This window comes from Aeromonas sp. R1-1 (genome assembly GCF_040908495.1).
In the GTDB taxonomy this organism is placed as follows: Bacteria; Pseudomonadota; Gammaproteobacteria; order Enterobacterales; family Aeromonadaceae; genus Aeromonas; species Aeromonas veronii.
This window is the reverse complement of record NZ_JBFODV010000053.1, coordinates 1-18,380: the sequence shown is the minus strand read 5'-3', so window position 1 is coordinate 18,380 and position 18,380 is coordinate 1. Positions and strand designations below refer to the sequence as shown.

Sequence of the window (18,380 nt, the reverse complement as noted above, 5' to 3'; positions counted from 1 at the left end):
GGAGTGGCTGGGCAATCACCCGGTCGCCCTTACTGCCGATGAGCAGTGGCTGGTGGATTCGTCCTCGCCGGCCGGTACCTGCCGCGAGGTGATCTTGCACGGGGATCGTGGACCCGCCGTGCTGGGCTGGACCCTGTTTGCCGATGGTGCACTGCAAGGGAGCGGCATTGCCGAGCTTGGCGAGCAGCCGCTGGGTGAGCGGGTATTTGGCCATGAGCCTGCCCGCCGCGATCATCTGCAGTTGGCCCGTTTCGATATTGCCGCCAATCCCCGTTGCCCGGCCGCCACTGTCTGGGGGCGTCGTTCCCGTTTGTTTCTGGGGCAGTGGCCACTGCTGGTGCACGAGCTGTTTCTGCCCTCTCTCGTCTGTGACAAGGAGCTGGAGTGAATCTGTTAACCAAGGAGCGGGGACTTGCCTATATGCAGTTGGCCCGCGTCGACAAACCCATAGGTACTCTGCTGCTGCTATGGCCAACCCTGTGGGCGCTCTGGCTGGCCGCTGGTGGCCTGCCCAATCTCTGGGTGCTGACCGTGTTTGTGGTCGGCGTCTTTCTGATGCGCTCGGCAGGGTGCGTGATCAACGACTATGCGGATCGCAACTTCGACGGCCATGTCAAACGCACCGCTGGTCGCCCCTTGCCCACGGGCAGAGTCAAACCGTGGGAGGTGCTGGCGCTCTTCTTCGTGCTGGCGCTTATCTCGTTTGGTCTGGTGCTGACCATGAATCCGCTCACCATCGGTCTGTCGTTTGTCGCCCTGCTGCTGGCGGTGAGTTACCCCTTCATGAAGCGCTTTATCTCGAACCCTCAGCTGGTGCTCGGGATGGCCTTTTCCTGGTCGATCCCGATGGCCTATGCGGCGCAGGCGGATGCCCTGCCGCTGGTGGCCTGGCTGCTCTTCTTCGCCAACTTGCTCTGGACCGTGGCTTACGACACCCAGTACGCCATGGTGGATCGGGATGACGACCTCAAGCTCGGCCTCAAATCGAGCGCCATCCTGTTTGGCCGCAACGACAAGCGGATCATCGGGGCGCTGCAACTGGGCACCCTGCTTATCATGCTGGTGGTTGGCCAGCTGATGGCGCTGGGGGGCTGGTATTACTGGGGATTGCTGGGGGCTGGCGTGCTCTTCGTCTACCAGCAGCGGTTGATCCGCGAGCGCGAACGCGAAGCCTGCTTCAAGGCATTTCTCAACAACAACTATGTGGGGGCGCTGATCTTCATCGGCGTGGTGCTCGATTACCTGCTGGCGTGACCTGTTCCCGCGCAAACTCCGATAAAAAAGAAGGCCGCATCATGCGGCCTTCTTTGTTTGCGTTGCAGATCAGAGCTGGTTGCCCGCTTGAATGGTACGGCGGATCTTGTTGCTCAGCAGCGGCACTATGTTGTCAGCCAGCGCCTGGAAGCGGCCGAGATCCGGCTTGCAGTCGGAGGAGAAGTAACCCTCCTTGCGCAGGGTGTGGATCAGGGTGCTGAACAGCTTCTGGTCGAAGAACTCGGGGGCGTTGATGCCGTGCAAAGTGCCGAGGCGCTCAGCCATCATCAGGCCATCCGCTTCCAGCTGCTCCGCCTCGATATGGGGCTGGGCCAGCACCCGGGTCAGCACGATGGCGTAACGCTGCAGGGTCTCCTGAATGCTCTCCGCCAGCAGCAGCAGGCGCATCTGGTTGGCCGGGTTGACCCAGTAGCCGCCATCGCGCGCTTCGATCAGTTGCTGACGTTGCAGTTCGGCCAGCAGGGCATCGACCAGCTCCGGCAGCTCATCCTCTTCGTAGCGCAGGAACAGCTCGGTCTTGAGCAGCGGATAGATGTCGATGCAGCGTGCCAGCAGCTCGCTGTGGGAGATCCCTTCGCAGCGCTCGATCAGGGCTGCTACCAGCGAGGGCATGGCGAACAGGTGGAGGATGTTGTTGCGGTAGTAGGTCAGCAGGATCGCCTGATAGCGGTCGAGACTGATGATCTGGCCCAGCTTGTCCTCGCTCACCTCAAACTTGTTGAGCTCCATCGCCTGATCCAGCAGGGTGGCGGCATCTTCGGCCGGCATGGTGCTGTGCGGGCTGTAGGGCACCTGCTTGAGCAGATCCAGATAGGTGTTGAGCTGGGCCTGCAGTTCGTCGCGGGTCAGGGCGTGACGCTCGGCGGCCAGCAGTGCCAGTGCGCTCAGGGTCAGGCCATTGACCGCGGCAGCCCCGTTGATGCGAGTCATCAGCAGCTCGGCCAGTTCGTTGACGGTGCCCGCCATCCACTCCGGACGCTCCTCTTCCCCGATGTGCTGTTTCCAGTCGGGAATATGCTCGCTCAGGTAGCTGTTGAGGGTCAGCGGTTCGCCGAAGTTGACGAAGCCACGGCCATAGTTGCGCAGCTTGCGCAGGATGCCGAGCACCTGCAGGAAGCTCTCTTTCTCCTTGCGGCTGCCCTTGAGCTCGTTGTGGTAGGTGTTCACCTCCATCACGTGCTCGTAACCGAGATAGACGGGCACCAGAGTGACCGGTCTGTCCAGCCCGCGCATCATCGCCTGCAGAGTCATCGCCAGCATGCCGGTCTTGGGTGGCAGCAGGCGACCGGTACGGGAGCGGCCACCCTCGGTGAAGAACTCCACCGAGTAACCCTTGGCGAACAGCAGGTTGAGGTATTCACGAAATACCGTGCTGTAGAGCGGGTTGCCCTTGAAGGTGCGGCGGATGAAGAAGGCGCCGCCGTGGCGGAAAATCGGGCCCGCTGGCCAGAAGTTGAGGTTGATGCCTGCCGCGATATGGGGCGGCACCATACCCTGGTGGTAGATGACGTAGGAGAGCAGCAGGTAGTCCATGTGGCTGCGGTGGCAGGGGACGTAGACGATCTCGTGCCCTTCCTGTGCCAGCTGGCGTACCTTCTCGGCGCCGTTGACGGAGAGCCCGCGGTAGAGCTTGTTCCACAGCCAGCCGAGGAAACTCTCGCCAAGGCGGATCAGCCGGTAGGAGAAGTCGGAGGCGATCTCGTCCATGTAGCCGTGAGCCCGCTTCTTGGCTTTCTCGAGGCTGATCCCTTCGCGCTGGGCCTCCTCTTCAATCGCCTGCTGGATCACTTCGGAGTCGAGCAGCTGTTTGAACAGCAGGTGTCGGTTCGGCAGTTTCGGGCCGGTGGCTGCGAGTTGCTGGCGGCTGAAGTGGGTGCGAGCTACCCGCGCCAGTTTGTGGGCGATCCCTTCGTCGGTGCCATGTTTGTCCGCCATATAGCGCAGGGAGAGCGGCGGCGAGAAGCGCACCAGATTCTCGCGACCCTTGAGGATCACGATGAGCGCCTTCTTCAGCCGGTTCGGCGCCAGACTGCTGATGATGTTCCAGCCGGATGCCTCTTCGCCTTCCCGACCCGGGGCGCGGCCCCAGAACAGGGTGACGGGCACCACCTGGATATCGAGTTCGGGATCCTGCTTGTGCAGATCCAGCAGCTGGTGGAACTCCTGCAGGAAGGGGAGCGGTTTGCTGCGTTTGCCAAACAGGGGAGGCGGACGATCCAGACAGACATAGCGCGGCAGCAGCTGGCCGTTAAGCTCCAGCGGGGTGAAGGGGCCGGGCAGACCGAGATCCTCGCAGCACTGCTGCAGGGTCATCAGGTCAGTGATCGAACTGGTCTTCAGGGCGTAGACGATGGGTCTGGCCGGATCCAGATTGAGTTCTGTGATGGGATTTTCCGGCAGGCTCTTGTGATTGACCAAGCCGCTGACCGGCCATTGCAAGATGGCTCTGGAAATCTTCTGTCCTAGGGACATGTGCGTCTGCTCTCCAAAAAAATGCGGCGTGAGCATAGCAAATCGGCGGCCCCTTGTCGCCGAGAGGTACGATGAGTCAGCTGCGCAGGATCAAAACAGCGATAAATGAGCGGTTTGTCGCGACAAATGTCAGCTCTGCCTTGCCTTGGTCACTGCACTGTATATACTGCCAGTGTGCTGTATAAAAAGACAGGTGCCCATTCTATGAAACCCCTTACTCCCCGCCAGGCCGAAGTGCTGGAGTTGATCAAGGCGAATATGAGCGAAACCGGCATGCCGCCGACTCGCGCCGAGATTGCCCAGAAGCTTGGTTTCAAGTCGGCCAATGCGGCCGAAGAACATCTGAAGGCCCTGGCCAAAAAAGGGGTCATCGAGATCATGCCGGGCACGTCCCGCGGCATCCGCCTGCTGCTTGAAGAGGAGGAAGAGGTGCTGGAAGAGAGCGGCCTGCCCCTGATTGGCAAGGTAGCTGCCGGCGAACCTATCCTGGCGCAGGAGCATATCGAGAGCCACTATCAGGTGGATCCCGCCCTGTTCCATCCGCGGGCAGATTTTCTGCTGCGGGTGCAGGGGATGAGCATGAAGAACATCGGCATTCTGGATGGCGATCTGCTGGCGGTGCACAAGACTCAGGAGGTGCGCAACGGTCAGGTGGTGGTGGCTCGCCTCGATGAGGATGTCACCGTCAAGCGCTTCCAGCGCAAGGGCAGCCAGGTGTGGCTGCTGCCGGAAAACGAAGAGCTCTCCCCCATCGAGGTGGATCTCTCTTGCCAGCAGCTCACCATCGAAGGACTGGCTGTCGGGGTGATCCGCAACGCTGACTGGATGTAATCCTCCCCGCCAACTGCGTTTGCCACACGGCCTCCTTCGGGAGGCCGTGCTGTTTCTGGCGCACTTTCCCTGTCATATCAAACAGATCATCGGCGGCGGCATTTTTGTCCTGCGCGACCGGCTACCAATCATCCATTTCAGATATATGCTCAGATCAGTGCCCTGTCGCCGAGAAAGGGCTTGGCACCTCCCTCTGACCATCACAATACGTCGGTACGGGAGGGCCGTAACAACGAGAATCGGGCAGTACACCTTCACGGGATATGAAGGGGGAGTGGGGAGATCCCGAGCCTTGTCAGGCAAAGGGGACCACTCGTAATGGTTGCAGATAGTCGTGACGGGCCTGTTCCCAGTTCAGGCCGACGAAGCAACATGACCTGTCGGTCAAGGAGGACTGGTATGGCATCAAGATCGCCATGGGATTCAGAGGCTGGGGCTGCGCCAGCGGAATCGTCAATCACCCGTTTCGTCAAAGGTAGCCGGATGACCTGGTTTTACGGTCTCTGGTTGCACCATCGTGGTTCGCACTGGACGCTCTGGCTGGGATGCCCGAAAGAGAAGGTGGTGCGTCTGGTGCTGCTGTTCAAGCGTGGTCACGGTGATCGCCAGGGGGAAGAGGGCTGGCTGGCCCCCGTGATTCCCATCGGCGTGCGGGCCATCGGCAAGATGTTGCAGCAGGGGCGTAACGCTCGCCCCTGAGCAGAAGAGACAAACAAATCCATCCATAACCGGCACCAGAGGGGGCCGGTTTTTTTATGGCCGCAACTGGCGATTAATAATGCCAAATGGTCGACTCCTGACAGGGCGTTGCACAAGGTTAAACCACCTTGGCGGCTCGCTGGGGTACAATGCCTCCCTCTTGTCCGGTCACTGCTGGCCATCTGCCTCGAACTGAAAGGGTCTCTTGTTATGATGAAGCTCCGCTATCCCCTGCTCTTTCTGCTGCTGACAGCCTGCCTGATCCTGGTGTTCTACGCCACGCAGCCAGAGCAGCCGGAACAGGCCGATTATTATCCGGCGGGGCGGGACATCAATGATTTCGCCTTTACCGATGCGGACAACCAGCCGTTCACTCCTGCCAACCTGAAGGGGCACTGGACCTTCCTGTTTGTCGGTTACACCTTCTGCCCCGATATCTGCCCCACCACCCTGGCAGATATGCGCTCCGTCTATGACCAGCTGAAGAAGATGGCGCCCGACAGTCAGGTAGTGTTTATCTCGGCGGATCCCCAGCGTGACGATATTCCACGCCTCAAGACCTATACTGCCTTCTTCAATCCCGAGTTCAAGGCGGCCACCGCCCCCCACGACAAGCTGTTCCCGTTCGTGCGCAATTTGGGGCTGATCTACTCCATCGCCAATCAGGGGGAGAAGGATTACCTGATCGATCACTCCGCCTCCATCGTGCTCATCAATCCCAAGGGCAAGCTGCAGGCGGTATTCCGCCCGCAGGTGGCGCCGGGTCAGGTACCACGGGTGCAGATGGCCACCATGCTCTCTGACTTCTCCCGTATCCTGAAGCTGACAGGCAATTGAGCGTGACCCCAGCTGTTGCCCCCTGGTGGCGAGATCCCTCTCGCCACCGCGCCGTCTTTGCGCTCGCCCTGCCCATGGTTTTCTCCAATATCACCACCCCCTTGCTGGGGCTGGTGGACACCTGGGTGATCGGTCATCTCGGTCAGGCCTGGTTTCTGGGGGGCGTCTCGGTCGGTGCGACCCTGATCAACCTCACCTTCTGGCTGCTCGGCTTTTTGCGGATGTCGACCACCGGGCTGACGGCGCAGGCACACGGCGCCGCCGACGGTCGTGCCCAGCTCGATACCCTGCTGCGGGCGCTGGGGCTGGCCATTGCTCTTGGCCTGGCGCTGCTGTTGTTGCTCTTCCCCCTGTTGCCACGGCTGATTGCCCTGAGCGGCGGCTCGCCCGAGGTGCAGCTCTATGCTGGCCAGTACGTGGCGGTGCGGATCTGGAGCGCTCCGGCGGCGCTCTGCAATCTGGTGATCATGGGTTGGCTGCTGGGGATGCAGGATGCCCGCAGCCCCATGGTGATGCTGATCCTCACCAATCTGGTCAACATGGCGCTCGATGCGTTGTTTGTGCTGGGGCTGGGCTGGCAGGTGCGCGGCGTGGCGGCGGCCTCGGTCATGGCGGACTACTGCGCGCTGGCGGTCGGGATCTGGCTGGTACGCCGTCAGCTGCGGCAACTGGCACCGACGGTGTGGCAGGATGGTTGGCAGCGCTGGCGGCAGCTTGCGCCCATGGTGCGGTTGCTCGGCCTCAACCGCGATATCTTCCTGCGCTCCCTCTGTTTGCAACTCTGCTTCGCCTTCATGACTCTGCAAGGGGCGCGGCTGGGGGATGTAGCGGTGGCCGCCAATGCGGTGCTGCTCAACTTCCTGATGCTTATCTCCTACGGGCTCGATGGTTTTGCCTATGCGGTGGAGGCCATGGTAGGACGAGCCATCGGTCAGCGGGATCGGCAGAAACTGCGGGAGGCCATCGTGCTCAATCTGGGCTGGGCCGCCCTCATCGCCAGTGGTTTTACCCTGGTGTTTGCCCTCTTTGGTGCCCACCTTATCGGCTATATCACCGACATTCCGGCCGTGGTGGCGGAGGCACATCGTCAGCTTCCCTGGCTGATCGCCATGCCCTTGCTGGCGGTCTGGTGCTTCTTGCTGGATGGCGTATTCATCGGGGCGACCCGGGCGCGGGAGATGCGCAACAGCATGTTGCTGGCCGCGTTTGGCGGCTTCTTCCCGATCTGGTGGCTCTGTCAGTCGTGGGGCGTGGCCGCGCTATGGGCGGCGATGGCAGCGCTGATGGTTGGGCGCGGTCTGTCGCTGGGGGTCACTTGCTGGCGGCTGGAGCGCAGCGGGCATCTGCTCGACGCCCGCCACTGATCATCGGTGGCGCTTACATGGCGCCGTCGTAGCCGAGCTGGCGCCAGCTCTCGTAGACAAAGACAGATACCGCGTTGGAGAGGTTCATGCTGCGGCTCTGGGGCACCATAGGGATGCGCAGCCGCTGCTCGAATGGCAGACTCTCGATGATCTCGATGGGCAGGCCGCGACTCTCCGGGCCAAACAGCAGGGCATCGCCAAGGGCATATTGTGCTGCCGAGTGTGCGGTGCGGCCCTTGGTGGTGCAGGCAAACACCCGCTTGGGCGCCACGGCAGCCAGAAAAGCCTCATAGCTTGGCCAGCGCTTCACCTCGGCAAACTCGTGATAGTCGAGTCCCGCCCGCTTTACCCGCTTGTCATCCCACTCAAACCCCAGCGGCTCGATCAGATGGAGCCGGTAACCGGTATTGGCGCAGAGCCGGATGATATTGCCGGTGTTGGGCGGAATTTCCGGCTGGTAGAGGACGATATCGAGCATGACGAGCTCCTGCAAAGAGATGTAAAGCCAAGAAGGGGCGCCAGCATACCCAGCGCCCGTCCGGATGAAAAGGATCAGGCGATGGGCAAGCGGATGGTGATGGTCAGCCCGGTCGGGTGATTGTTGCTGGCCGCAATGGTGCCGCCGTGGCGCTGTATTGCCTCCGAGGCGATGGCCAGCCCCAGCCCGGTGCCGCCAGTTTTGGCGTTGCGGGCGTCATCGACCCGGAAGAAGGGTTGGAACAGCAGCGCCTGCTGCTCGTCTGGCACCCCGGGGCCGTCATCCCGAATGGTCATCACCCACTCCAGTCCCTCCCGATACCAGTCCACCTTGATGAACTCGCGAGCATATTTGAGGGCGTTGCGCAGGGGGTTCTCCACCGCCCGGGCCAGCAGTTCGGGCCACATCTGGATCGACTCTGCGGGCAGCGGCGGCAGTCTGAGTTGTTTGCCGCTCTGATTCGCTTCGAACATGGCATCTTCGAGGATGGGTTCCAGCAGGTCGGACAGCGGGTGCACCACCGGTGCCTCCACATGCTGCTGCACCCGCGACAGATCCAGCAGATCGCCGATCAGCTTGTCCAGCCGTCCGATCTCCGATTCGATCCGCGCCAGCTCGGCGCTGTCACCCTGCTTGCGGCGGATCAGCGCCTGCGCCAGTTGCATCCGGGTGAGAGGACTGCGCAGCTCGTGGGAGATATCGGAAAGCAGCTGTTTCTGCTTCTGGATCATGCTCTTGAGCGTCTCCACCATACGGCTGACGTTATCCGCCAGCTGGCCGATCTCGTCGCCCCGTCCCAGGTTGGGGATCTGTACCTCCAGATTGCCGGCCGCCAGTTGGGAGACCGACTTCTGCAACTGCAGGATGGGGCGGGTCAGCCGCCAGGCGAGCAGCAGGCAGAGCGGGGTGCTGACCAGCATCGAGATGCCCAGAATGCGGATCGGGTGATCCAGCACCTGAATGAACAGGAACAAGTATGGATTCTCGGCATTGAGGCCGAAATAGACGTGATAGCGATGGCCGTGGTGCTCCATCAGGAAGGGGCCGGCGATCGCCTTGCGATCCTCGTTGCCCAGCATGGGATTGGCCGGGTCATCTGCATCCACCATAAAGCGCACCACGAACTTGCGCGGATGGGTGGTGGACTGGATCTGCCCCTTCTCGTCGCGCAGGTAGACGTTGTCCACCGGCAGCATGGCGATCTTGTCCATCGCCTTGGCCAGATCGAAATCCTGATCCGGCTCGGCGGCGTTGAGCAGGGCCTGCACGTTGTTCTGCATCCGCGCGACTTCGTGGGTCGGCAGCGGGATCTGGTTGCGGGGATCCAGGGTCGGCAGGCTGATCACGGCGGCCAGCATCACCAGCAGCATGAACCAGAACCAGAGAAAGATGTGGGTCGAGATCCCGTTGAGGGAGTTGATGCGCTCTATTCTTGCTCTAGCCACAGGTACCCGCGCCCCCGTACGGTTTTGAAGCGGGGCTGGCCATCGGTGCGGTCCGGCAGCTTCTTGCGCAGGTTGCTCAGGTGCATGTCGATGGCCCGATCGAAGGGTTCCAGCTTCTTGCCCAGCACCTGCTCGGAGAGGTGGCTCTTGCTGACGATCTGGCCGGGATTACGCAGCAGGCACTCCAGCAGGCCAAACTCGGTGGCGGTCAGCTCCAGCAGTTGTTCGCCGCAGCGGGCCTGCTGCAGGCCGGGTTGCAGCACGATATCCATGAAGTGCACTTCGTCGGAGGAACTGCCGCGCTGGGGCGGGGCGCTCTGGGTACGGCGCAGGATGGCGCGTACCCGGGCCAGCAGCTCCCTGTCATCGAATGGCTTGGCCAGATAGTCGTCGGCGCCCGCTTCCAGACCGTTGACCCGATCCTGGCTGTCACCGCGGGCGGTCAGCATCAGCACCGGGGTATCGTGGGTCTTGCGCAGCTTGGTCAGCATGGCAAAGCCGTTGAGCTTGGGCATCATCACATCCAGCAACACCAGATCGAAGCTCTGCTCCGCCAGCCGTTGCAGCCCTTCTTCACCATCCTCGGCGACCGTGACCTGAAATCCCTCCAGGGTCAGAATTTCGGTGAGCAGTTGGGTCAATTCAAGATCGTCGTCGACCAGGAGTATTCTGTTCATCTGGTGTTATTCCGCAGATTTTCGCGCCAAACTGACGCCGGGGTCAGGGTATAATAAGTTTTTCATCGCCAGAGGAAAGCCGGTTTTGAGCCATCAACAATATTCCCGTTGGGTGACCTTTGCCAGCATAGCGGCGGTCACCACCGCTACCTTGCTGATCATCGGCAAACTGATCGCCTGGCTGATGACCGATTCGTCGACCCTGCTGGCATCCCTGACTGACTCCTTTATGGATGTGAGTGCCTCCATCATCAACCTGCTGGCCATTCGCTATGCGCTTGCCCCGGCCGATGACGAACACCGCTTCGGTCACGGCAAGGCGGAGTCGCTGGCGGGCCTCATCCAGTCTGCCTTTATCTCCGGCTCTGCCCTGCTGCTGGTGATGCACGGAATTTCATCCCTGCTCAATCAGGCGCCTATCTTGCGACTGGAAGCGGGTCTCTGGGTCAGTGGTGGCTCCATCGTGCTGACCCTGCTGCTGGTCAGCTTCCAGAGCTTTGTCATTCGCAAGACCAACAGCGTGGCCATCAAGGCCGATATGCTGCACTACCGTTCCGATCTGCTGCTCAATGCCGGTGTCTTACTGGCGCTGGTGCTGGCGGGGCAGGGGTGGTACTGGGCCGACGGCCTGTTTGCCATCCTGATCGGTCTGTTCCTGCTGTGGGGGGCGGGACACATCGGCTACGAGTCGGTGCAGGCGCTGCTCGATCGTCAGTTGCCAGCGGAAGAACAAGCGAGAATAATGGCGCTCTGCTGTGCCGTAGAAGGTGTACACGGCGTACATGACCTGCGCACCCGTCAATCCGGGCCGACCCGATTCGTACAGTTGCATCTTGAACTGGATGATCAGATCCCCCTGGTCAAGGCCCATCAGATCGCCGATGAAGCCGAACTGGCGGTACGCCAGGCATTCGAGCGGATGGATGTCATCATCCACATGGACCCCATCTCGGTGCTGACAAAAGAACAACAGAGCCCTCACCCTGAACAACAGTAGGCTGCAACATGGATGATCTGGTTGCCAAAACCTGGCAGAAAATTCAGCAAGAAGCACAGTGCATGGCGGCCCAGGAGCCGATGCTGGCCAGCTTCTTCCACTCCACCATTCTCAATCACAAGAATCTGCGCTCGGCCCTCAGCTTCCAGCTGGCCAACAAGCTCGACAGCGCCACCATGCCCGCCATCGCCCTGCGCGAGGTGATCGAGTTGGCGCTGCGCAGCGAGCCGGAGCTGCTGACCGTAGTTGCCGCCGACATCTGTGCCGTACAGGATCGCGATCCGGCGGTTGACCTCTTCTCCACCCCGCTGCTTTACCTCAAGGGGTTCCATGCCCTGCAGGGGTATCGGGTCGCCAACTGGCTGTGGCGGCAGGGGCGCCGCTCGCTGGCCCTCTATCTGCAAAACCAGATCTCGGTGGTGTTCGGGGTGGATGTGCACCCGGCTGCCCGTATCGGCAAGGGGATCATGTTTGACCATGCCACCGGCATAGTGGTGGGCGAGACCGCGGTGATTGAAGATGATGTTTCCATCCTGCAGAGCGTGACCCTTGGCGGTACCGGCAAGGAGAGCGGCGATCGCCATCCCAAGATCCGCGAAGGGGTGATGATAGGGGCGGGCGCCAAGGTGCTCGGCAATATCGAAGTGGGCGTGGGCGCCAAAATTGGCGCGGGCAGCGTGGTGATCAACCCGGTGCCGCCTCATACCACGGTCGCTGGCGTACCCGCCAAGATCGTCGGCCGTCCGGAGTGCGACAAGCCTTCACTGGATATGGATCAGTGTCTCTGATCTCCCGGCCGGAGTAGTCGATGGCCAAACGTTGGTCGGGTTATCTGATTTTGGGGATGTGGCTGCTCAACCTGCTGCATCTCTATCTGGGGCTCTCCCCCTGGCCAGCAGCCATTGCGGCCTGGGGGGCATCACTGCTCACCTGGCCCTGGTTGGTGGGTGCCGCCAAGCGGCAGGCGCTGGCCTTGTATGGTGCCGCCCTGCTGCTGTTGATCTTCTCCTGGTGGCAGGGCGCGCCCCTCACCGCCGGTGACTGGTTGTTGCCCAACATCAATATGCTCACCATGTTTGCCGCGGTGAGCACTCTCAACCTCGCCACCTCCGGCTTGCTAACCGGCACCACCTCCTGGATCGGGCGTAAAGGTCTGTGGAGCACCATGGCCAGCCTCAATTTGCTGGGGGCAGTCATCAACCTCTCGGTGCTCTTTATCATCGGCGATCGACTGGAGCGCAATGGCACCCTGGAGCGGCGTCAGGTGATGGTGCTGAGCCGGATCTTCTGTGCAGCCGCCTTCTGGTCACCCTTCTTTGTCGCCATGGCGGTGGCGCTCACCTATGCGCCGGGCTTGCAGCTCTCCCATATTTTGCCGTTCGGGATCCTCGCCGCCTTGCTGGCGATGGGGCTGACCGCCTGGCAGGTGGAGCGGATCGGGGTGGCCGACTTTGCCGGTTATCCGCTGCGGCTGCAGACCCTGGGGTTGCCGGTCACGCTGGCGCTGCTGGTACTGCTCATCAAGCAGATCTGGCCCCAGCTCGGCATTCTGGCGGTGATCGCGCTGGTGGCCCCGCTGCTGGCGCTGCTTTTTATGCCGAGGGCCGGGCGCAAGGCGGCCCTCAAGCGGCAGGTAGTGGAGCGTTTTCCCGCCATCGGTGGTCAGCTGGTGCTGTTTCTGGGGGCCGGTTTGCTGGCGGCAGGCATCAACAGTGCGTTGTCGGTCATCGATCTCGGTGCCGGTCACGGCCTGCCGCTGTTCAACCACTTTGGCTGGCTTGAGGCATCCCTCACTCTGCTATTGATTTTGCTGGTGGCCATCGTCGGGGTGCATCCGCTCATCAGTATCTCCGGGCTGGCGCCGTTGCTCTGGCCGCTGGCGCCGGATCCCAGCCTGCTCGGCATGTGTTTCCTGCTGGGATGGGGGCTTGCCACCGGCACCAGTCCGCTCTCCGGCTCCAATCTGGCGCTGGCCTCCCGCTACAACCTCAGTGCCGGGCTGATCCTGCGCTGGAACCTGCTCTACGGCCTGCTGATGTATGTGGTTGCCTGTCTGTTGCTGGGGGCTTATATCGCCTTGCATGGATAACGGCGATTCCGTCGAGAGGGTACAAATGATGCGCGGGCGGCGGGGTCTTTTACGCACGGTTCAGTGTGTTGTCGCGGCTCGGGCGCAGGATGCGAGAAAAATAGACGCATATTTAGACAATACATCTATGGAAGGCGCATTTTACAGCGCACTGGCTTGTTTGTGCCGATGCGCTCGGGGTATGCTGGCTTCACGCGCTTGAATCGCCCTTTGTGGGGCATCGCAATTGAACAAACAGGTATGCATATGTCACTAGAAGTCCTTGAGCAACTCGAATCCAAAGTACAATCCGCCGTCGACAACATCTCCCTGCTGAAGATGGAGCTGGACGAGCTGAAAGAGCAGAACAGCAAGCTGCAAGACGAGAACCATCAGCTGCGCAACGAGCACACTGCATGGCAGGAGCGTCTGCGTGCCCTGCTGGGCAAGATGGATCAGATGGGCGAAACCATCTAATTCATCGCCTTCAGGCAGAATTGAAAACGGGCCGCTCCATGAGCGGCCCGTCTGTTTTTGGTGGGATGGGAATTATAGCGCCAGCAACTGCTTGACTGTCTTCTCGATGCCGTCTGCCGCTTCGACTATGTTGTTGGCCAGCATGTAGGCGGGGGTTGAGATCACCTTGCGCTCCTGATCCACCACGAATTCGTTGACCGGGCAGTTGAGATGGCTGCCACCCATCGCCTCGATGGCGTTGGCGGTACCCTCGTCATTGCCGATGGTCGCCAGCGTCCCGGCACCATAGATCAGCGGGATCATGGCGGGGGCGATGCAGATATAGGCGGCTGGTTTGTTGGCTTTGGCAAAGCTCTGGCACGCTTTCAGCACATCGGGCTGGATCTGGCACTCGGCCCCCTTGATAGCGAAGTCGCACAGGTTTTTGGCCGCGCCAAAGCCGCCGGGCACCAGCAGCGCGTCGTAATCGGCCGCATCCAGCTCGGCCACATCCTTTATCTGGCCACGACAGATGCGGGCCGCTTCGACCAGCACATTGCGGCTCTCCCTCTCGCTCACTTCACCGGTCAGGTGGTTGATGACATGGAGTTGCGCCACGTTCGGGGCGAAGCACTGGACGGCGGCTCCCTGACGGGCCAGCGCCAGCAGGCTGATGACGGCCTCGTGGATTTCGGCCCCGTCAAAGACACCGCAGCCACTCAAAATCACGGCCACTTTTTTCATGGCAAACTCCTCGTTGTTGAAAATGTGAGCCAGGATGGATTGTTGTACTTTTGTATGGTTATCGCTCGCCCTCCGCTGGTCAAGTCATCTTGCTATGCTAGGATTGTTTCGTTTTGGACCCTGCCGTACCTACTCCCTTAAATCTTTTTCCACATTGATCGAGATCATTCTAACTGTCTTGCGAGCGGCTTTTACGTTCTCAATGCATTGTTTTTAATGGATTTTTATATTCTTATGCACAGTTTTATCACTGTGAGCTCTGATGTGCCCCATTTTTGAACACAGAGTTATCCACAGATTGAGTCCCTTTATCGGGCGCTGTGTGCTGTTGCTGCGCCCCTTGGTGTGAGGGGGGCCCTGTGGCATCCTAGCGGCTGTTTATCTCTGGCAGGACGATTTCATGGCACCTAGCAACCCCCTTATTCTGGTCGACGGCTCCTCTTATCTTTACCGCGCCTTCTTCGCCTCCCAGCAGGCTGATCTGCGCACATCGACCGGTTTGCCGAGCGGTGCCGTCCGTGTCATGGCCAACATGATGCGCAGCCTGCGTAAGCAATATCCTGACTGTCATGTGGCCGTGGTGTTTGATGCCAAGGGCAAGACCTTCCGCGATGACATCTATCCCGAGTACAAGGCGACCCGTGCCAGCATGCCGGACGATCTGCGCAGCCAGGTTGCCCCTATCCACCAGATGATCAAGGCGATGGGCTTCCCCTTCCTGATGGTGGAAGGGGTTGAAGCCGACGACGTGATCGGCACCCTGGCCCGCCAAGCGACCGAGAAGCAGCTGCCGGTGCTGATCAGCACCGGTGACAAGGATATGGCACAGCTGGTCTCCGACCATGTCACCCTGATCGACACCATGAAAGATGTGAAGACCGATCGGGAAGGGGTGATCGAGAAGTTTGGCGTACCGCCCGAGCTCATCATCGACTATCTGGCCCTGATGGGTGACAAGGTCGACAACATTCCCGGTATGACCGGTGTCGGCGAGAAGACCGCACTGGCTCTGCTGCAGGGGATTGGCAGCATCGACGAGATTGCCGCCAACCTCGACAAGGTAGCTGCGCTCGGCTTCCGTGGCTCCAAGGCGTTCGCCGACAAGTTCCGCGAGCAGGAGGAGCAGGTTCGTCTTTCCTATCGACTGGCGACCATCAAGACAGATGTCGAGCTGGAACAGAGTCTGGAAGAGCTGTTGCTCAAGCCGGTCGACAAGGAGTCCCTGCTGGCGGTCTATCGCGAATACGAGCTGCGCAACCTGATCAAGGAGCTGGAATCCGGTGGTGAAGAGGGAAGCGAGAGCACCGGACAAGACGAGGCTGGCGATGAGAGCGCCGCTCCGGTTGCCGCCATCGAAACCGACTATCGCTGCATTTTGGATGAGGCCGAATTCGACGAGTGGCTGGCCCGTCTGCAGGCGGCGCCGCTGTTTGCCTTCGATACCGAGACCACCAGTCTCGACTATATGGAAGCGCGCGTCGTGGGCGTCTCCTTTGCCATCGAGCCGGGCAAGGCGGCCTATGTCCCCTTCGGCCACGACTATCTGGGGGCGCCGGTGCAGCTGACCGAGGCCGTGGTGCTGGGCAAGCTCAAACCGCTGCTGGAAGATCCGACCCGTCTCAAGGTGGGGCAGAACCTCAAGTACGATCGCAACGTGCTGCTCAATCACGGTATCGAGCTGCAGGGCATCGCCTACGACACCATGCTCGAATCCTATGTGCTCAACTCCACTGCCAGCCGCCACGACATGGATTCGCTGGCCCGCAGGTATCTGAACGCCGAAACCATCTCGTTCGAAGAGATCGCCGGCAAGGGGGTCAAGCAGCTCACCTTCAACCAGATTGAGCTGGAGCAGGCGGCCCCTTATGCGGCGGAAGATGCCGACATCACCCTGCGTCTGCATCAGACGCTGTGGGGCAAGCTCTCTGCCGAGCCGGGCCTTGCCAAGGTGTTCAGCGAGATCGAACTGCCGCTGCTGCCGGTGCTGGCACGGATGGAGCGACTCGGTACCACCATCGAGCCCAAGTTGCTGCACCAGCAGAGCCAGGAGATCGAAGTGCGTCTGGCAGAGCTGGAGAAACAGGCTCACGAGCTGGCCGGGCAGGAGTTCAACCTCTCCTCGCCCAAGCAGCTGGGGGAGATCCTCTTCACCAAGCTGGGGTTGCCGATCATCAAAAAGACCCCCAAGGGAGCGCCATCCACTGCGGAAGAGGTACTGGCCGAGCTGGCGGAGACCTATGAGCTGCCGCAACTGCTGATGGAGCACCGTGGGCTGGCCAAGCTCAAGTCCACCTACACCGACAAGCTGCCGCTGATGATCAAGCCGCAGACCGGGCGGGTGCACACCTCCTATCATCAGGCGGTAGCGGCGACCGGTCGGCTCTCGTCCACCGATCCCAACCTGCAGAACATCCCGGTACGCAACGAACAGGGGCGCCGCATCCGGCAGGCCTTCATCCCGTGCGCCGGTTACAAGCTGGTGGCGGCGGACTACTCCCAGATCGAGCTGCGCATCATGGCGCACCTCTCCGGTGACAAGGGGTTGCTGACCGCCTTCGCCGAGGGCAAGGACATCCACAAGGCGACCGCTGCCGAGGTGTTCGGGGTAGCACTGGAGGCGGTGACCAGCGACATGCGCCGCAGCGCCAAGGCGATCAACTTCGGCCTTATCTACGGCATGAGTGCCTTCGGTCTGGCCAAGCAGCTGGGGATCGGTCGCGCCGAAGCGCAGAAGTACATGGATCTCTACTTCGAACGCTACCCGGGCGTGCTGGAGTACATGGAGCGCACCCGCCAGCAGGCGGATGCCCAGGGTTATGTCGAGACTCTGTTTGGCCGTCGCCTCTATCTGCCGGATATCAAGTCCCGCAATGCCGGTCTGCGCAAAGCAGCCGAACGGGCCGCCATCAACGCCCCCATGCAGGGTTCGGCCGCCGACATCATCAAGCGCGCCATGATCAACGTGGACAGCTGGATCCGCGGTATCGAGGATGAGTCGATCCGCATGCTGATGCAGGTACACGATGAACTGGTGTTCGAGATCCGCGCAGAGAAGCTGGAGGAGTACACCGCCACCATCAAGGAGAAGATGTCGGCTGCTGCCGAACTGGATGTGCCGCTGGTGGTGGAGGCAGGTACCGGCGACAACTGGGATCAGGCCCACTGATTTCCGGTCAGCCGTTCTGCACGGCTATATAGCTATATAAGAAGCGAAGCCCGGCATCATGCCGGGCTTCCTGTTTCTGCCAGCCCTATCAGGTCTCTTGCAGATACTCATCCTTGAGCAGCACATAGTTGTCGGCCGAGGTCTTGAGGAAGGCAATCTCGGCTGGCTTGAGGGCGCGGGCCTGCTGGACTGGATTACCCATATAAAGAAAGCCGGCCTCGAGCCGCTTGCCTGGCGGTACCAAGCTGCCCGCCCCGATCATCACATCGTCTTCAACGATCACCCCATCCAGCAGGATGGCACCCATGCCGACCAGCACCCGGTCGCCGATGGTGCATCCGTGCAGCATGGCTTTATGACCGACCGTGACATCCTCGCCGATCAGCAGCGGATAGCCGCCGGGGTTGCTGGCGCTCTTGCGGGTCAGGTGCAGCACGGTACCGTCCTGAATGTTGCTGCGCGCCCCGATGCGGATATGGTTCACATCCCCCCGTGCCGCCACCATGGGCCAGATGCTGGCATCGTCATCCAGCTGGATATCCCCCACTAGGGTGGCGCAGGGGTCCACATATACCCGTTTGCCCAATTGCGGGCGTTTTCCTTTGTAAGGTCTCAGTCGTAAGTCCATCTCGGCCTCCTTGTTTTCGGCCATTCTAGCAATCTCGAACCGATTTCTGTGGATAAGTTTGTATAAAAGCTGTGCTTGGATATGAATAACTAAAAAAGTGCGCTTTTTTGCAATTTTATTGCCGAGGAGGGGTTGCCAGAAAGAATCCGTTCCCTATAATGCGCCTCCATCGACACGGCAAGCGGCAACGCAGAAAGCCGAGTCGGTAGCCTCGAAAAGCCTTTGCAAATAAGGCTTGACTCG

General features: G+C 60.8%; 17 protein-coding genes. 11 read left to right on the top strand and 6 right to left on the bottom strand.

Going from position 1 to position 18,380, the window contains the following annotated elements:
* On the top strand, window positions 1-388 hold a 388-nt coding region (locus AB5Y92_RS02875; protein ID WP_368225496.1), incomplete at its 5' end, for a chorismate lyase.
* Window positions 385-1,254 (top strand): 4-hydroxybenzoate octaprenyltransferase, encoded by an 870-nt coding sequence (gene ubiA / locus AB5Y92_RS02870; protein ID WP_368225494.1) that lies wholly within the window; start codon window positions 385-387, stop codon window positions 1,252-1,254. The genes AB5Y92_RS02875 and ubiA, both read left to right, overlap by 4 nt.
* 69 nt (window positions 1,255-1,323) lie before the next feature.
* Here ubiA and plsB read toward each other — a convergent pair whose 3' ends face one another.
* Entirely contained in the window at window positions 1,324-3,747 is a 2,424-nt protein-coding gene (plsB, locus tag AB5Y92_RS02865) for a glycerol-3-phosphate 1-O-acyltransferase PlsB (RefSeq protein WP_041210787.1), read from the bottom strand.
* 204 nt (window positions 3,748-3,951) lie between these two features.
* Between plsB and lexA the strand changes: the two genes are divergently transcribed.
* From lexA to dinF, 4 genes are all read left to right on the top strand, one after another.
* Entirely contained in the window at window positions 3,952-4,578 is a 627-nt protein-coding gene (gene lexA, locus AB5Y92_RS02860) for a transcriptional repressor LexA (protein ID WP_368225491.1), read from the top strand.
* A gap of 483 nt (window positions 4,579-5,061) precedes the next feature.
* Complete coding sequence (locus AB5Y92_RS02855; RefSeq protein ID WP_019446524.1) at window positions 5,062-5,277, top strand: hypothetical protein; 216 nt, start codon at window positions 5,062-5,064, stop codon at window positions 5,275-5,277.
* A 210-nt stretch (window positions 5,278-5,487) separates the two neighbouring features.
* Window positions 5,488-6,114, top strand: coding sequence for an SCO family protein (locus tag AB5Y92_RS02850; protein WP_064335099.1), 627 nt, complete (start codon window positions 5,488-5,490; stop codon window positions 6,112-6,114).
* 2 nt (window positions 6,115-6,116) lie between these two features.
* Window positions 6,117-7,478 (top strand): MATE family efflux transporter DinF, encoded by a 1,362-nt coding sequence (gene dinF, locus AB5Y92_RS02845; protein ID WP_368225488.1) that lies wholly within the window; start codon window positions 6,117-6,119, stop codon window positions 7,476-7,478.
* Window positions 7,479-7,491: 13 nt separating this feature from the next.
* On the opposite strand, the gene trmL is transcribed toward dinF, so the two are convergent.
* From trmL to AB5Y92_RS02830, 3 genes are all read right to left on the bottom strand, one after another.
* A complete protein-coding gene (trmL, locus tag AB5Y92_RS02840) occupies window positions 7,492-7,956 on the bottom strand; it encodes a tRNA (uridine(34)/cytosine(34)/5-carboxymethylaminomethyluridine(34)-2'-O)-methyltransferase TrmL (protein ID WP_005339545.1) in 465 nt (154 codons plus the stop codon).
* A 74-nt stretch (window positions 7,957-8,030) separates the two neighbouring features.
* The gene (locus AB5Y92_RS02835) at window positions 8,031-9,401 is read right to left on the bottom strand and encodes an ATP-binding protein (protein WP_368225486.1); all 1,371 of its coding nucleotides are present in this window, start codon (window positions 9,399-9,401) and stop codon (window positions 8,031-8,033) included.
* Window positions 9,383-10,078, bottom strand: coding sequence for a response regulator (locus AB5Y92_RS02830; protein ID WP_040069396.1), 696 nt, complete (start codon window positions 10,076-10,078; stop codon window positions 9,383-9,385). The genes AB5Y92_RS02835 and AB5Y92_RS02830 overlap by 19 nt, the downstream gene beginning before the upstream one ends.
* Window positions 10,079-10,163: 85 nt before the next feature.
* Here AB5Y92_RS02830 and AB5Y92_RS02825 point away from each other — a divergent pair, with 85 nt between their 5' ends.
* From AB5Y92_RS02825 to AB5Y92_RS02810, 4 genes are all read left to right on the top strand, one after another.
* Window positions 10,164-11,075 (top strand): cation diffusion facilitator family transporter, encoded by a 912-nt coding sequence (locus tag AB5Y92_RS02825; protein ID WP_005339551.1) that lies wholly within the window; start codon window positions 10,164-10,166, stop codon window positions 11,073-11,075.
* 8 nt (window positions 11,076-11,083) lie between these two features.
* Entirely contained in the window at window positions 11,084-11,863 is a 780-nt protein-coding gene (cysE, locus tag AB5Y92_RS02820; protein WP_100647122.1) for a serine O-acetyltransferase, read from the top strand.
* A 20-nt stretch (window positions 11,864-11,883) separates the two neighbouring features.
* Complete coding sequence (locus AB5Y92_RS02815) at window positions 11,884-13,164, top strand: hypothetical protein (protein ID WP_368225484.1); 1,281 nt, start codon at window positions 11,884-11,886, stop codon at window positions 13,162-13,164.
* Between the two features lie 246 nt (window positions 13,165-13,410).
* Complete coding sequence (locus AB5Y92_RS02810; RefSeq protein WP_005339554.1) at window positions 13,411-13,620, top strand: cell division protein ZapB; 210 nt, start codon at window positions 13,411-13,413, stop codon at window positions 13,618-13,620.
* A 72-nt stretch (window positions 13,621-13,692) separates the two neighbouring features.
* Here the strand turns inward: AB5Y92_RS02810 and elbB are convergent, their stop codons facing one another.
* The gene (elbB, locus tag AB5Y92_RS02805) at window positions 13,693-14,343 is read right to left on the bottom strand and encodes an isoprenoid biosynthesis glyoxalase ElbB (RefSeq protein ID WP_368225482.1); all 651 of its coding nucleotides are present in this window, start codon (window positions 14,341-14,343) and stop codon (window positions 13,693-13,695) included.
* 400 nt (window positions 14,344-14,743) lie between these two features.
* On the opposite strand from elbB, the gene polA reads away from it, so the two are divergent.
* Window positions 14,744-17,509 carry a DNA polymerase I gene (gene polA, locus AB5Y92_RS02800; protein ID WP_368225480.1) on the top strand — a complete coding sequence of 922 codons (2,766 nt, stop codon included), beginning with the start codon at window positions 14,744-14,746 and terminating at the stop codon, window positions 17,507-17,509.
* A gap of 88 nt (window positions 17,510-17,597) precedes the next feature.
* Here the strand turns inward: polA and AB5Y92_RS02795 are convergent, their stop codons facing one another.
* Window positions 17,598-18,137, bottom strand: coding sequence for a gamma carbonic anhydrase family protein (locus AB5Y92_RS02795; protein WP_368225478.1), 540 nt, complete (start codon window positions 18,135-18,137; stop codon window positions 17,598-17,600).
* Between the last annotated feature and the right edge of the window lie 243 nt (window positions 18,138-18,380).

What these genes read in the sequence shown, in the direction of transcription:
- plsB (WP_041210787.1), bottom strand. Translation starts at nt 3,747, where the DNA reads ATGTCCCTAGGACAGAAGATTTCCAGAGCCATCTTGCAATGGCCGGTC.
- lexA (WP_368225491.1), top strand. Translation starts at nt 3,952, where the DNA reads ATGAAACCCCTTACTCCCCGCCAGGCCGAAGTGCTGGAGTTGATCAAG.
- AB5Y92_RS02855 (WP_019446524.1), top strand. Translation starts at nt 5,062, where the DNA reads ATGACCTGGTTTTACGGTCTCTGGTTGCACCATCGTGGTTCGCACTGG.
- AB5Y92_RS02850 (WP_064335099.1), top strand. Translation starts at nt 5,488, where the DNA reads ATGATGAAGCTCCGCTATCCCCTGCTCTTTCTGCTGCTGACAGCCTGC.
- trmL (WP_005339545.1), bottom strand. Translation starts at nt 7,956, where the DNA reads ATGCTCGATATCGTCCTCTACCAGCCGGAAATTCCGCCCAACACCGGC.
- AB5Y92_RS02830 (WP_040069396.1), bottom strand. Translation starts at nt 10,078, where the DNA reads ATGAACAGAATACTCCTGGTCGACGACGATCTTGAATTGACCCAACTG.
- cysE (WP_100647122.1), top strand. Translation starts at nt 11,084, where the DNA reads ATGGATGATCTGGTTGCCAAAACCTGGCAGAAAATTCAGCAAGAAGCA.
- AB5Y92_RS02815 (WP_368225484.1), top strand. Translation starts at nt 11,884, where the DNA reads ATGGCCAAACGTTGGTCGGGTTATCTGATTTTGGGGATGTGGCTGCTC.
- AB5Y92_RS02810 (WP_005339554.1), top strand. Translation starts at nt 13,411, where the DNA reads ATGTCACTAGAAGTCCTTGAGCAACTCGAATCCAAAGTACAATCCGCC.
- elbB (WP_368225482.1), bottom strand. Translation starts at nt 14,343, where the DNA reads ATGAAAAAAGTGGCCGTGATTTTGAGTGGCTGCGGTGTCTTTGACGGG.
- polA (WP_368225480.1), top strand. Translation starts at nt 14,744, where the DNA reads ATGGCACCTAGCAACCCCCTTATTCTGGTCGACGGCTCCTCTTATCTT.
- AB5Y92_RS02795 (WP_368225478.1), bottom strand. Translation starts at nt 18,137, where the DNA reads ATGGACTTACGACTGAGACCTTACAAAGGAAAACGCCCGCAATTGGGC.